Source organism: Streptomyces sp. NPDC027185, assembly GCF_055567035.1.
On sequence record NZ_JBVHRF010000001.1, the window covers coordinates 480,392 to 493,248 of the forward strand.

The following is a 12,857-nucleotide window of genomic DNA, read 5'->3' on the forward strand; positions in this document are numbered from 1 at the left end:
CGCGCGCGTCCGGCCCCTCGGGAGGCACCGTGCCCGCTGTGCAGCAGCCGCCCCGGGACGGCGTTCCGTGGTACCGGGAGGTGGGCCGCGCCCGGTGGAAGGCGTTCTTCGCCGCCTGGCTCGGTTACGTCCTGGACGGTTTCGACTTCGTCCTGATCACGCTCGTCCTGACGGAGATCGCCGACGAGTTCGGGCTGGACACGGTGGCGGCGGCGAGCCTGGTGTCGGGGGCGTTCATCACCCGCTGGCTGGGCGGTGCGGTGCTCGGGGCGGTCGGCGACCGCTTCGGGCGGAAGGCGGCCATGACCGCGTCGATCGCGCTGTACTCGTGCGCCACGTTCGCCTGCGGCTTCGCCTGGGACCACACGAGCCTCTTCACCGCCCGGCTGCTGATCGGCATGGGCATGGCCGGTGAGTACGGGGCCAGCGCGACGTATGTCCTGGAGAGCTGGCCGGCCCGGTTCCGGGGCCGGGCGAGCGGCTTTCTGATCTCCGGTTTCTCCCTGGGCTCGGTGGCCGCCGCCGAGTGCTACAAGTGGGTCGTCCCGGCGCTGGGCTGGCGCTGGATGTTCTACCTGGGGCTGGTGCCGCTGACGGTGGCGCTGTGGGTACGCCGGTCGCTGCCGGAGACGGACGCGTGGCGGGCGGCCGCCGGGGCACAGGCCACCGCGCCGAACCCGTTCCGGCCGCTGCTGGCGACGCCGCTGCGGGCGGCGGTGAACTGCGGGGTCGCGGCGGTGGCGGCGGCCGCGCTGTTCGGGGTGTTCACGCCGGTCGGCGCGGGCGCGGTGCCGCAGTTGGCGGTGGTGGCCGGGCTGGCTCTCGTCGCGCTGGCGGTGCAGTTGGGCGGCGCCCGCGGCTGGGTGCTGTACCTCGCGCTGAGCGGCACGGTCTTCGTCGCGTTCCTCTACAGCTGGCCGCTCCAGGCGCTGCTGCCGACGTATCTGAAGACGGAGCTGCACTACGACGCGGGGCAGGTCACCGGCGTGCTGTCCTTCGCGGGGTTCGGCACGATGGCGGGCTGCTGGCTGGCGGGGTTCGCCGGGGACCGCTTCGGGGCGCGGCGGGCGTACGTCTGCGCGCTGCTGGCGTCGCTGCTGTTCGTCTTCCCCGTCTTCGCGGTCGCGGACCACCTGGTGCTGCTCGGGGTGTCGCTCTTCGTGCTCCAGGGGCTGAGCACCGGGGTCTCCGGGCTGCTGCCCCGCTACCTCGGCGGCCACTTCCCGACCGCGGGCCGCGGCGCCGGGATGGGTTTCACGTACAACGTGGGCGCGCTGGGCGGCGCGGTGGCGCCGGTGCTGGGCGCGCGGCTGGCCGAGGGCCGTTCTCTGGGCGGTGCGCTGGCCGGTCTGACGTTCGCCGGAACGCTGCTGGTCGTGGCGTTGATCGGCGGCGACGTCCCGGGCCGCCTGCACCGGCTGCGGAACCCGGACGCGCCCCGCGACCATCTCGCGGCGGAGGCGGAGGAGACGGGGAGCGGCCGTGACGGCGGGCCGGGAGAGGCCGGACCGGGGGCGGTCGGACCGGAGAGCGCCGGACCGGAGAGCGCTGGGCCGAGGGCGGCCGGGCCGGGAGCCTCCGGCCCGTGAGGTACCGGGCGGGAAGGCCCCGGAGCGTCCCGGACCGGCGTGCCCCCGGCGTGCCCGGCCGGCGCTCCCCCGGGCCGGCGTCCCCTTTCGGGTGATGCGGGGGGCGGAGGGCCCGGGGCGGGGGCGGCCCGCGGGAGGATGCCGGGCCATGGACGCCGTACGGGTCGCGTTGCTGCGTGATGTTCTCGCCGGGACGGAGTGGTTGCAGGCCACCCGCCGCTTCGCCGGGGCGCTGCGCTCCTCGGTCACCCCGCACGGCGGGTTGCTGCTGGTGGGCGGCGAGGCGTACGAACCGTGGCATCTGGCGGCGCATCTGGACGACGAGGCGGCCTGGTCGGGGCTGCCGGAGCTGTCGCCGACGCTGGTGCGCCACCGGGTGCCCGCCGGGAGCCCGGCGCATCTGTCGGTGAGCACGGACCGGCTGGCGGCGGCCGGGCGGGGTGACACGCTGCTGGTCGTCTCGCCGTGGGCGCCGGGCGCCGGGCTGCTGGAGCGGGTGCACGACGCGCGGCGCGGCGGCGCCACCGTGCTGACACTGGACGGCGGGGACGGTGAGCTGCGCACGCTGGCCCACGACGCGCTGACCGCGCCGCCGTCGGTGGAGGAGGGCCCGGATGCCGCGCCGCTCGACCTGGACACGGTGCAGCACCTGGTCAGCGCCGCCGCCGGGGAGAACCACGGGCCCGCCCCGCGCGGCGGCCGCGGCTTCCGCGACCGGCTCTCCCGCCTGGCCGACGCGCTGACGTCACCGCCGCCCCCGCGGTGGTGACACCGGCGTCGGAGGAGGGCCGGGTGTGCCGCGGCATCCCTCGGTGAAGCGTCCGCGGCGGCCCGCCGGGATACGGACGGGCACACCGCGCCGCCATCGGTGGTGACGTGCGCGCGGGCCCGGCCGGGTGCGGTGCGGCGCCGGGTGTGTCAGCCGATGCCGAGTTCCTTGCAGTCGGCGGCCAGCTCCGGGGTGCAGATGAGGTCGGAGCGTACCGCGCCGTCGCGGATCACGGTGTCCGCCAGGTTTTTCCGGGTGACGAGCTGGGCGTTGAAGAGCTTCGCGGGAATATGCGTTCGGCTCTTGCTGTCGACAGTTTCCGGGGCCTGTGAAGTGATGCTCTTTCCCTGGAGCAGATCGACGGCGATTTCTCCGGCGGTTTGCGCCTCGGGCCGGACTTCCTTGTAAACGGTGAAGGACTGAACGCCCTTCACCATCCTTTGCAGTGCGGCGAGTTCGGCGTCCTGGCCACCGATCGGGACGTCGCGCACTCCGGCCGTTTCGAGTGCGTCGGCGGCGGCGCCGGCCATTCCGTCGTTGGCAGCGTAGACCGCGTCGAATCCCGCCGGGCCGAGGGTGTTCAGCGCGGTGGCGAACTTCTTCCGGGCCAGCGGGATGGACCAGCCGGCGACGTCCTTCTCGTAGACGATCCGGCCGACCTTGCGGTCGAGGACGGCGTGGGCGCCCTTTTTGAAGGCGACGGCGCTGGGGTCGGCGGGCGAGCCGTTCAGCATCACCACGCGGGCGGTGGCGGCGCGTGCTCCCAGGGCTGTGACCAGGCCCTCCGCCTGGAGTTTGCCGATCTTGGCGTTGTCGTAGGAGACGTACGCGGAGATGGCGCCCTCGGCGAGGCGGTCGTAGGCGACGACCTTGACGCCTTTCTTCGCGGCGGCGTCCACCCACGGGCCGGCCGCCTTGGCGTCGACCGCGTCGAGGACGATGACGCGGACGCCGTCGCGGACCATCTCCTCGAACTGGCGGCGCTGGGTGTCCTCGTCGCCCAGGGCATTGCGGTATTCGAGCTTGCATTCCAGGCAGCGGGAGGCAATCTTCGAGGCCATGATGCGGCGGTCGAAAGTGTCGTACCGCGCGGCCTTGTCCGGCAGCAGCAATCCGATGGAGTTGTTGTCCCGCGCCTTCGGCTGTTCGCTTCCGCAGGCGGCCAGTGGCAGGGCCAGAGAAAGGGCCAGCGCGCCGGTGATCCTACGGCGCGTTCGTGCGTTCATTTCGTTTTTCTCTCCCCGTTGGCGGCCGGAACGGCTGAAGTGAACGCCACTACCACTCGTAACGTCAAGAATCGGGAGAGTAACGATACGAAATCGCGGAAATGCGCCGTTACGGCGACGGGAGGCGGGGCGCCGGGCCGCGGACGCGGGAGATCCGGGGCCGGACGGCGCGGGCCGCCCCGGCCGGGCGGGCCGGGTGGGCGGGCCGGTGGGCGGGCCGCCCGGGGGTCAGGATTCCGGGTCGTCCTTGGTGCCGCGGTCGTGCCAGCGGGGGTCGGTCTCCCACTCCAGATTGCGTTCGCGGGCCGTGTCCATGGCGTGCGCCGCCTCCTCGCGGGTGGCGTACGGCCCGAAGCGGTCGGCGGCCCGGCATTCGGGGCCCTCCTCCACCTTCTGGTGCCGCAGGCAGTAGAACCACTCGCCGGGCCTGCCCTCGGTCCGTCTCTTGAACAGCGCCATCGCCGCCTCCTGAGGTCCGTTTCCGTGCCGCCATCCTGCCCGATGGCCCGCCGATACACTCGCTGGCATGTCTGGCCAGTCGCTTCTTGTCCCGGGGAAGATCTCCCCCACCCGCCCCGTCCCCGCCTCGATCCCGCGGCCCGAGTACGTCGGGAAGGCCGCGCCGACCCCGTACAGCGGTCCGGAGGTGCAGGACGCCGAGACGATCGAGCGGATGCGGATCGCCGGCCGGATCGCCGCGCAGGCGATGGCGGAGGCCGCCAAGCTCATCGCGCCCGGTGTGACCACCGACGAACTCGACCGGGTGGCCCATGAGTTCATGTGCGACCACGGCGCGTACCCCTCCACGCTCGGCTACCGCGGCTTCCCCAAGTCGCTGTGTTCCTCGCTGAACGAGGTCATCTGCCACGGCATCCCCGACTCGACCGTCCTCAAGGACGGCGACATCGTCAATCTGGACGTGACCGCCTTCATCAACGGCGTGCACGGCGACAACAACGCCACGTACCTGTGCGGCGATGTCGACGAGGAGTCGAAGCTGCTGGTGGAGCGGACGCGGGAGGCGCTGAACCGCGCGATCAAGGCGGTCAGGCCGGGGCGGCAGATCAACGTCATCGGCCGGGTCATCGAGTCGTACGCCAAGCGGTTCGGCTACGGCGTCGTGCGGGACTTCACCGGGCACGGCATCAACACGTCGTTCCACTCCGGGCTGATCGTTCCGCACTACGACAGCCCGCACCACACGACGGACATCGTGCCGGGGATGACGTTCACCATCGAGCCGATGCTGACGCTGGGCTCGTACGACTACGACATGTGGGACGACGGCTGGACGGTCGTCACGAAGGACCGCAAGCGGACCGCGCAGTTCGAGCACACGCTCGTGGTGACGGAGACCGGCGCGGAGATCCTCACGCTGCCCTGACCGGCCCGGGGCGCACCGCGTTCGCCGCGCGGTGCGCCCGCGTCGAGGTTTTTACCGACAGTTCGTCGGGAACGTGTTGACCGGAGCGGACACCCAGCGTCTACTCAGGCGTACCTGAGTTCACCCGTCCCCGGAGGTCAGCCTTGGAAACGACCAGCACGGCCTCGTCCGAGCCCGCCGCCTTCTCCACCCAGCTGCGCACCGCCTCGCGGCCGCAGCACGACGCCACCTCGGGCGATTCGTTCCTGGCCGACCTGATCGGCGCCCGGCACGGCGTGCGCGCCTACCGCTGCTACACCGAGCAGCTCTGGTTCGTCTACGGCGCGCTGGAGGAGGAGGCGGAGCGGCTGGCCGGGGATCCGGTCGCCGGGCCGTTCGTCCGGCCGGAGCTGACCCGGGCGCCGGAGCTGGCCCGCGATCTGGCCCATTTCCACGGCCCGTCCTGGCGCGCGCGGATCATGCCGCTGCCGGAGACGGCGGCGTACACCGACCGCATCCGGCACTGCGCCCGCCACTGGCCCGGCGGCTACGTCGCGCACCACTACACGCGCTATCTCGGCGACCTCTCGGGCGGGCAGGTGCTGCGCGCCACCGCCGAGAAGGAGTGGGGCTTCGCGCCCAAGGGCGACGGGGTGCGTTTCTACGTCTTCGAGCGGATCGCCAATCCGGCCGCCTTCAAGCGGGAGTACCGCGCGCTGCTGGACGCGGTCCCGGCGGACGATCTGGAGAAGCAGCGGATCATCGACGAGTGCAAGCGGGCCTTCGCGCTGAACGACGCGGTGTTCCACGCGCTGAGCGAGCGGTTCCCGTTGAGCGCGTGAGCGGCGGGCGGAAAGGGAGGGGCCGGGGCGAAGCAGTCCCGGCCCCTCCCTTTTTGCCAGGTCAGGCCCGGCGGACCCGGCCGCCGATCTCGACGGTGCCGTCGGGGCCCGGCCGGGTGCGGATACGGGAGGCGGCGCCCTGCCGGATGTCGAGGGGGCGGCCGAGCCGATCGGCGAGGAGGAGGGCGGCGGCGCCGGTCGCCTCGTCCTCGGCGATCTTGTCGCCGCGGCGGGGGAAGCCACGGGCACGTACCGTTCCGGCGGCCTCGTCCTGCCAGGCCCAGGCGTACAGCCAGCCGTCGCCGGGCGGCGGGGCGGGCAGCGCGTCGACCTCGGCGGGTGAGCCGTACCGCACGCAGCGGCGTTCGGTGACCCAGGCGGCGCGGCCGCGTACCCAGACGGTGTCGCCCTCGTAGGCGACGGGCACCTCACCGGCCGGCGGGCGCAGGACGGCGGGCGGGTGGCCGAGGTCGCGCAGGAGCCAGGCGAGGCCGACGAGGGGGTGGCCGGCGAACGGGAGGCGGACGGAGGGGGTGTGGATGTCGGCGGTGCCGCGTGCGAGGTCGTCGAGGAACACCGTTTCGCTGTAACCGAGTTCGGCGGCGAGGGCGGTGCGTGCGGCACGGCCGGGCAGGGCGGCGCCGTCACGGACGACGCCGAGCGGGTTGCCGCCCGCGCCGTCGTCGCCGCAGAAGACCCGGAGCACTTCGATGTCGGTCATCGGCCCATTGTGGGACCCCACCGCAATGTGACGCAGGTCACATGGCGGGATGTCATACGGGGCGGGGCCCGGATCCGTGTGCAGGGGGACGGGGCCGCGACGGAGCCCCGCACCACGGGGAAAGGATGCACACCATGCGTAACAGGCGAATCCTGGGCAGCGCGTTCGCGACCGCCGCGCTGGCGGTGGCCGCGCTCGGCGCGGCGCAGACCGGCGCCAGCGCCGCGCCCGCCGCCGAGGCGAAGGCCGCCGCGCCCGCCGCCCACGCCGTCCCGCAGCACAAGCCGATGGACGGCCCGCCCGGAACCGTCTGGACGGGCAAGAAGTTCTGGACGCTCAGCGGCTGCCAGGAGGCCGGTACGGACCTGGTGTCCAGCGGCAAGTGGGCGGACCCGTTCTGCGACGGCAGCGGCCTCCAGTACGACCTGTGGGCGCGCCCGCTGTAACGGACACCGGAGCCCCGACCGGGCTCCCGGCACCGTCCCGCCCCTCGCGGAACCGCGGCCGCGCGGGACGGGCGGTGCCCCCCTTCACGTCATGACGGAGCCGGGTGGCCGCGTCCCCTTCACGGGGCGGCCACCCGGCTTCGTCGCGTCAGGGCGAGGCACCGCGGTGGCGGGGCGGGTACCGGGCCGGGGCGCGCCCGGTGGCACACGAGGCGGTACAGGGCAGGAACCCGGGGCCGGAAGCAGCCCCGGCCCGGCGGCGCGGGCGCGGCTCCACCCGTACGACGGAGAAGCTCAGGGCGGGACGAGGTGGCGCGGGCAGGGGCCCGGCGGCGCGGGTACGGGGCCCGCGACGTGCGGCGACGGCCGGAACAACCGCACCAGGAGGCCGTCATGGCTGCCCGGCGCCCCCGCCCCTTACTTGACTCTTCGCTGACTCTTCCATGGCGGAATCCCGACCGTTCCGTCATCGTGCCGTGTCCCGTGAGAGCCGGATCACGGGCGTACGGGGGCATCTTTCAGGTAAGCCTCAGATAACTTAGGTCCGCCTTAGCAGTCCCCTCCCCGTCCTCCCGTCCCCACTGGAGTCCCGCATGCGTGCCCTCCGCTCACCTGTCGTCGCCGCCGTCGCCGTGGCCTCGGCTCTGACCGTCGTCTCCGGCTGCGCGGCCAAGAGCGACGGCAAGGGCGGCAAGGGGGTGATCGAGGTGACGGCGAGCGACAGCGCCTGTGAGCTGTCGGCCGACACGTTCCCCGCCGGGCACGTCCGCTTCGCCGTGCAGAACAAGGGCTCCAAGGTCACCGAGGTCTACGTCTACGCGCCCGGCGACCGCATCGTCACCGAGCGGGAGAACATCGGCCCCGGCACCGGCGCGGAGATCACCGCCGAGATCAAGCCGGGCCATTACGAGGTCGCCTGCAAGCCCGGGATGAAGGGCGACGGCATCCGTAAGAAGGTGACCGCCGACGGCAAGGGCGCCGACGCGAAGCGGGATCCTAGGCTGGACGCCGCCGTCGCCGCGTACCGGACCTACGTCCAGCGGGAGGCGGACCGGACGCTGCCCGCCGCGCAGAAGTTCGCCGACGCGGTGCGCGCGGGGGATGTCGCGGAGGCGAAGAAGACGTACGCGCTCTCCCGTGTCGGGTGGGAGCGGACGGAGCCGGTCGCCGAGTCGTTCGGGGACATCGACCCGAAGGTCGATGTGCGGGCCGACGGGCTGGAGGACGGCCAGAAGTGGACCGGCTGGCACCGGCTGGAGAAGTCCCTCTGGCAGGAGAAGAAGATCACCGCGGACGACAAGAAGCTGGCCGCGCAGCTGATCACCGATCTGAAGGACTGGCAGAAGCGCGTCGGCACCGCCGACATCACGCCGACCAGCATGGCCAACGGCGCCAAGGAACTCCTCGACGAGGTCGCCACCGGCAAGGTCACCGGTGAGGAGGAGCGCTACAGCCACACCGACCTGGTCGACTTCCAGGGCAACGTCGAGGGCGCGCAGAAGGCGTACGAGCTGCTGAAGCCGGTGGTGGCGAAGAACGACGCGGAGCTGGCGAAGGAGCTGGACCGGCAGTTCACCGCGATCCGCGCGCAGCTCGACGACCACCGCGACAAGGGCTCCGCCGACGGATTCGTCGCGTACGACACGGTCGGCAAGGCGGACCGCAAGAAGCTGTCGGACAGTGTGAACGCGCTGGCCGAGCCGCTGTCGAAGCTGGCTGCCGCGGTGGCGGTGACCAAGTGACCGGGGCTGCCGGGGAGACACCCGCGACGCCGGCGCCTGCCGCCGGGAAGACCGCGCCGTCGCGGCGGAAACTGCTGGGCTGGGGCGGTGCGGGGCTGGCGGTGGGCGCCGTCGCGGCGGGCGGCAGCGCCGCGGCGCTGCGGTCCGGGGACGCCGCTCCGGCGGGCGCGGACGCCGCCGCCGGTGCGGCCGTACCGTTCCACGGCGCGCACCAGGCGGGTATCGCCACCGCCGTCCAGGACCGGCTGCACTTCGCGGCGTTCGACGTCACCACCGACGACCGCGAGGCGCTGATCTCGCTGCTCAAGGAGTGGACGAAGGCGGCTGCCGCGATGACGGCGGGCAACCCGGTCGGGGACGGCGCGGTCGGCGGGCTCGCCGAGGCGCCGCCGGACGACACCGGGGAGGCGCTGGGGCTGCCGCCGTCCCGGCTGACGCTGACGTTCGGCGTGGGGCCGACGCTCTTCACCAAGGACGGCAAGGACCGCTTCAAGATCGCCGACCGGCGGCCGGACGCGCTGATCGATCTGCCGCAGTTCCCCGGCGACAACCTCGACAAGGCGCGCAGCGGCGGCGATCTGTGCGTCCAGGCGTGTGCGGACGATCCGCAGGTCGCGGTGCACGCGATCCGTAATCTCGCCCGGATCGGTTTCGGCAAGGTCGCGATCCGCTGGTCGCAGCTGGGCTTCGGCAAGACGTCGTCGACGACGCCGGGCGCGCAGACGCCGCGGAACATGTTCGGTTTCAAGGACGGCACCGAGAACGTCGCGGGTGACGATCCGAAGTCGCTGGACGCACACGTGTGGGTGCCGCCGTCGGAGGCGAAGGGCGGTGCGGCGTGGATGGCCGGCGGCTCGTACCTCGTCGCGCGGCGGATCCGGATGCACATCGAGACGTGGGACCGCACCTCGCTCAAGGAGCAGGAGGACGTCTTCGGGCGGGACAAGGCCGAGGGCGCCCCGGCGGGCCGCAGCCACGAACGGGACGCGGTGCACCTGCCGTCGATGCTGCCGACCGCGCACGTCCGCCTCGCGCACCCGGACAGCAACGGCGGGATCCGTATCCTGCGCCGCGGCTATTCCTTCACCGACGGTACGGACGGGCTGGGGCGGCTGGACGCGGGGCTGTTCTTCCTCGCCTACCAGCGCGACGTCCGCCACGGGTTCGTGCCGTTGCAGCGGAAGCTGGCGCGGCACGACGCGCTCAACGAGTACATCCAGCACGTCGGTTCCGCGGTGTTCGCGGTGGTGCCGGGTGTCCGGGACGCCGCCGACTGGTGGGGCCGGGCGCTGTTCACGTCCGCCTGAACCGTCCGCGCCACCGGCGCCGTACGTCACGAACACCATGAAGGAAGAGAAGGGACCGACGTGTTCGGCAACTATCTGATCGGTCTGCGCGAGGGGCTGGAAGCCAGCCTCGTCGTCTGCATCCTCATCGCCTATCTGGTCAAGACGGGGCGGCGGGAGGCGCTGCGTCCGGTGTGGGCGGGTATCGCGCTCGCGGTGCTGCTGTCGTTCGGGTTCGGTGCGGCGCTGCAGTTCGGTTCGCAGACGCTGACGTTCCAGGCGCAGGAGGCGCTGGGCGGTTCGCTGTCGGTCATCGCGGTGTGCCTGGTGACGTGGATGGTGTTCTGGATGCGGCGTACCGCGCGGCATCTGAAGAAGGAGCTGCACGGCAAGCTGGACGCGGCGCTGGCGATGGGCACCACGGCGCTGGTGGTGACCGCGTTCTTGTCGGTGGGGCGTGAGGGGCTGGAGACCGCGCTGTTCGTCTGGACGGCGGCGCAGTCGGCGCAGGACGGGGTCCGGCCGCTGGTCGGCGCGTTGTTGGGGCTGGCCACGTCGGTGGTGCTGGGCTGGCTGTTCTACCGGGGCGCGGTCCGTATCAACCTCGCGAAGTTCTTCACCTGGACCGGCGGGATGCTGGTGATCGTCGCGGCGGGCGTCCTGGCGTACGGCTTCCACGATCTGCAGGAGGCGGGCTGGCTGCCGGGGCTGGCGACGCGGGCGTTCGACATCAGCGAGCAGATTCCGGCGGACAGTTGGTACGGAACGCTGCTGAAGGGGATCTTCAACTTCCAGCCGGATCCGACGGTGCTTCAGGTCGTGGTGTGGGCGGTGTATCTGGTCCCCACGCTCGCGGTGTTCCTGGCCCCCGGTAGGGTGGCGCCGAATCCTGCCACCCCGGCGGCGTCCGCGTCCGCCCCGGTCGCCCCGAAGGAGCCCGAGCCCCATGACACGCAGGTCGCCGTTCCGGGTGTCGCTCGCACTGACGTCGGCAGCGGCGGCGCTGGCGATGCTGACCGGGTGCGTGACGGTGCACGGCGAGCGGGAGATCGTCCCGGCGGTGACGAAGGCTGACGCCGCCAAGGCGCTCCAGGACTTCACCAAGGGCTTCAACAAGGCGGCCCGCACGCTGGATCCGGCCGTCAATCCGACGTACGAGTCGGACGCGCTGCTGATGATCGACCGGGCGGGTATCAAGGCGTCGCACGCCGTCCGCCCGGGGGGCAACCCGCACGCCACCCCGCTGACCTTCCGCGACCCGCGTTTCACGGTCCCGAAGCAGGCGGGGTGGCCGCGTTTCTTCATGGCCGACGCGGCCACCAACCGCAAGGACGGCAGCGGGCGGTTCTCCCACTGGTTCCTGGTGTTCAGCCGGGACGCCGCCGACGCCCCGTGGCGGGCGGTGTACATGACGGCGCTCTCCGGCGCCCAGGTGCCGCGGTTCAAGACGGACGCGGACGGGTTCGCGGAGCCGGTGCCGGTGGGTGACGGCAGCGGTCTGGTGGTGGATCCGGGGAAGTTGAGCGCGGCGTACGCGGATTATCTGCGGACCGGTAAGGGCGGTCTGTTCGCGCCGGGGCCGCGGACCGACGCCTGGCGCCGGGACCGGGACGCGAAGTCCCGCACGCTCGAATCGCGGATCCAGTGGCTGGATCAGCCGGCGCGGTTCGCGCCGGTGGCGCTGCGGACACAGGACGGCGGTGCGCTGGTGTTCTTCGCGAGCTTCTACCACCAGCAGAAGACGGTGTCCGAGGGCTCGACGATGCAGGTGTCGCCGCAGGTGCAGGGCGTGATGGACAAGCCGGTGGAACAGGCCGAGAAGATCACGCTGACCAATCTGACGGCGCAGGCGGCGCAGGTCCCGGCGAAGAGCGCGGGCGGCCAGGTCACGGTGTTGAACTACGTCGAGGCGCGGACGTCGGCGAAGGTGCCGTAGCCGCGGGTGCCGGGGCGGCGCGACGGTCGGCAGCCGGCGGCCGGGGCTGTGCGGCGGTGGCCCGCCGGGCGTCCCGGCGGGCCCCGGTCAGCGGCCGATGGGCCAGGCGGTCGTCTCGTGGTCGGGGGTGCGGCCGATGAACTCGGCGCAGGCGTCGGTGAGGGTTTCCAGCAGCGTCAGCGGGTCGGGCAGCGGGCGCTCGGGGCCGCGCAGCCAGGAGACGGCGGGCCGGTCACCGGGGAGGCGGGACGGCGGCAGCAGGACGTAGCTGCCGCGGCAGTGCCAGCGCAGGCCCGGATGCTCGTCCAGGGTCTCGGGGTGGCAGTCCAGCTCGCAGGGCCACCATTCGTCCTCGTCGTCCGGGGTGCCGCGGGTGGCGGTGTAGAAGAGCATCCGGCCGTCGCCGATGCCGGCGCCGCTCAGCGAGACCGGGCCCAGTTCGACGGAGGCGGCCTCCAGGCGTTCCAGGGCGGTGCGGCCGGCTTCGGCGGGGACGTCGAGGACGTCGTGGGTGATGCCGGTGGCGGTGATGAAATTGGCCTCGGGGAGGGTGCGGACCCAGGCGGCGACCTTGTCGCGGTCGGTGGTGGCGACGGTCTGCCAGCCGAAGGAGACGGGGTGGCGTGCGGGGGTGGGACAGCCGATGCGTTCGCAGGAGCAGCCGTAGCCGGCGGGGTGGGCGGCGGGGGCGATGGGGAAGCCCGCGTCGGCCGCTGCCAGCAGCAGGTCCTCGCGGCCGCGCGCGGCCGCCGATCCCGTGTCCGTCTCGTCGCCGTCCGAACCGCTCCTCGGCCGGCGCAGCCACTGGGAGAACCTGCTCTTGCGTTCCATCTATCCCCTCAATTCGAGCGGTGGTCTGGGAACAATGCTGCCACCATCCGGCGCTCGGGGTGACCCGTGTCAGGATCCGGGGCCCGTACGGGGCGGACGAAGCGGG

General features: G+C 72.7%; 13 protein-coding genes. 9 read left to right on the top strand and 4 right to left on the bottom strand.

The window, feature by feature from the left end; translation table 11 throughout:
- Nucleotides 1–29 precede the first annotated feature (29 nt).
- A complete protein-coding gene (locus tag ACZ4M8_RS02015) occupies nucleotides 30–1,589 on the top strand; it encodes a sialate:H+ symport family MFS transporter (protein WP_467602565.1) in 1,560 nt (519 codons plus the stop codon).
- Nucleotides 1,590–1,737: 148 nt separating this feature from the next.
- Complete coding sequence (locus ACZ4M8_RS02020; RefSeq protein ID WP_467602567.1) at nucleotides 1,738–2,358, top strand: hypothetical protein; 621 nt, start codon at nucleotides 1,738–1,740, stop codon at nucleotides 2,356–2,358.
- A gap of 149 nt (nucleotides 2,359–2,507) precedes the next feature.
- On the opposite strand, the gene ACZ4M8_RS02025 is transcribed toward ACZ4M8_RS02020, so the two are convergent.
- Nucleotides 2,508–3,584 (bottom strand): substrate-binding domain-containing protein, encoded by a 1,077-nt coding sequence (locus ACZ4M8_RS02025; RefSeq protein ID WP_467602569.1) that lies wholly within the window; start codon nucleotides 3,582–3,584, stop codon nucleotides 2,508–2,510.
- 228 nt (nucleotides 3,585–3,812) lie between these two features.
- On the bottom strand, nucleotides 3,813–4,043 hold the full coding sequence (locus tag ACZ4M8_RS02030; protein WP_467602571.1) for a hypothetical protein: 231 nt from the start codon (nucleotides 4,041–4,043) through the stop codon (nucleotides 3,813–3,815).
- Between the two features lie 67 nt (nucleotides 4,044–4,110).
- On the opposite strand from ACZ4M8_RS02030, the gene map reads away from it, so the two are divergent.
- The gene (gene map, locus ACZ4M8_RS02035) at nucleotides 4,111–4,968 is read left to right on the top strand and encodes a type I methionyl aminopeptidase (protein ID WP_467602573.1); all 858 of its coding nucleotides are present in this window, start codon (nucleotides 4,111–4,113) and stop codon (nucleotides 4,966–4,968) included.
- Nucleotides 4,969–5,111: 143 nt separating this feature from the next.
- Complete coding sequence (locus ACZ4M8_RS02040; RefSeq protein WP_467602575.1) at nucleotides 5,112–5,789, top strand: biliverdin-producing heme oxygenase; 678 nt, start codon at nucleotides 5,112–5,114, stop codon at nucleotides 5,787–5,789.
- Nucleotides 5,790–5,850: 61 nt separating this feature from the next.
- Here the strand turns inward: ACZ4M8_RS02040 and ACZ4M8_RS02045 are convergent, their stop codons facing one another.
- Nucleotides 5,851–6,510 carry a PhzF family phenazine biosynthesis protein gene (locus tag ACZ4M8_RS02045; protein ID WP_467602577.1) on the bottom strand — a complete coding sequence of 220 codons (660 nt, stop codon included), beginning with the start codon at nucleotides 6,508–6,510 and terminating at the stop codon, nucleotides 5,851–5,853.
- A 134-nt stretch (nucleotides 6,511–6,644) separates the two neighbouring features.
- Between ACZ4M8_RS02045 and ACZ4M8_RS02050 the strand changes: the two genes are divergently transcribed.
- The 5 genes from ACZ4M8_RS02050 to ACZ4M8_RS02070 all read left to right on the top strand — a co-directional run bounded on the left by ACZ4M8_RS02050 (nucleotide 6,645) and on the right by ACZ4M8_RS02070 (nucleotide 11,920).
- Nucleotides 6,645–6,956, top strand: coding sequence for a hypothetical protein (locus ACZ4M8_RS02050; RefSeq protein ID WP_467602578.1), 312 nt, complete (start codon nucleotides 6,645–6,647; stop codon nucleotides 6,954–6,956).
- A 593-nt stretch (nucleotides 6,957–7,549) separates the two neighbouring features.
- Nucleotides 7,550–8,698: an iron uptake system protein EfeO gene (gene efeO, locus ACZ4M8_RS02055; protein WP_467602580.1), complete on the top strand. Its 1,149-nt coding sequence runs from the start codon at nucleotides 7,550–7,552 to the stop codon at nucleotides 8,696–8,698.
- On the top strand, nucleotides 8,695–10,005 hold the full coding sequence (gene efeB / locus ACZ4M8_RS02060; protein ID WP_467602581.1) for an iron uptake transporter deferrochelatase/peroxidase subunit: 1,311 nt from the start codon (nucleotides 8,695–8,697) through the stop codon (nucleotides 10,003–10,005). Before efeO ends, efeB begins: the two co-directional genes overlap by 4 nt.
- Nucleotides 10,006–10,065: 60 nt before the next feature.
- Complete coding sequence (efeU, locus tag ACZ4M8_RS02065; RefSeq protein WP_467602583.1) at nucleotides 10,066–11,058, top strand: iron uptake transporter permease EfeU; 993 nt, start codon at nucleotides 10,066–10,068, stop codon at nucleotides 11,056–11,058.
- On the top strand, nucleotides 10,955–11,920 hold the full coding sequence (locus ACZ4M8_RS02070) for an SCO2278 family lipoprotein (RefSeq protein ID WP_467603431.1): 966 nt from the start codon (nucleotides 10,955–10,957) through the stop codon (nucleotides 11,918–11,920). Before efeU ends, ACZ4M8_RS02070 begins: the two co-directional genes overlap by 104 nt.
- Before the next feature lie 87 nt (nucleotides 11,921–12,007).
- Here ACZ4M8_RS02070 and ACZ4M8_RS02075 read toward each other — a convergent pair whose 3' ends face one another.
- Entirely contained in the window at nucleotides 12,008–12,751 is a 744-nt protein-coding gene (locus tag ACZ4M8_RS02075; RefSeq protein WP_467602585.1) for a bifunctional DNA primase/polymerase, read from the bottom strand.
- Nucleotides 12,752–12,857 lie beyond the last annotated feature (106 nt).

Bases quoted from the DNA above. Each gene is read 5' to 3' on its own strand.
- ACZ4M8_RS02020 (WP_467602567.1), top strand. From the start codon at position 1,738: ATGGACGCCGTACGGGTCGCGTTGCTGCGTGATGTTCTCGCCGGGACG.
- ACZ4M8_RS02025 (WP_467602569.1), bottom strand. From the start codon at position 3,584: ATGAACGCACGAACGCGCCGTAGGATCACCGGCGCGCTGGCCCTTTCT.
- ACZ4M8_RS02030 (WP_467602571.1), bottom strand. From the start codon at position 4,043: ATGGCGCTGTTCAAGAGACGGACCGAGGGCAGGCCCGGCGAGTGGTTC.
- map (WP_467602573.1), top strand. From the start codon at position 4,111: ATGTCTGGCCAGTCGCTTCTTGTCCCGGGGAAGATCTCCCCCACCCGC.
- ACZ4M8_RS02045 (WP_467602577.1), bottom strand. From the start codon at position 6,510: ATGACCGACATCGAAGTGCTCCGGGTCTTCTGCGGCGACGACGGCGCG.
- ACZ4M8_RS02050 (WP_467602578.1), top strand. From the start codon at position 6,645: ATGCGTAACAGGCGAATCCTGGGCAGCGCGTTCGCGACCGCCGCGCTG.
- efeO (WP_467602580.1), top strand. From the start codon at position 7,550: ATGCGTGCCCTCCGCTCACCTGTCGTCGCCGCCGTCGCCGTGGCCTCG.
- ACZ4M8_RS02075 (WP_467602585.1), bottom strand. From the start codon at position 12,751: ATGGAACGCAAGAGCAGGTTCTCCCAGTGGCTGCGCCGGCCGAGGAGC.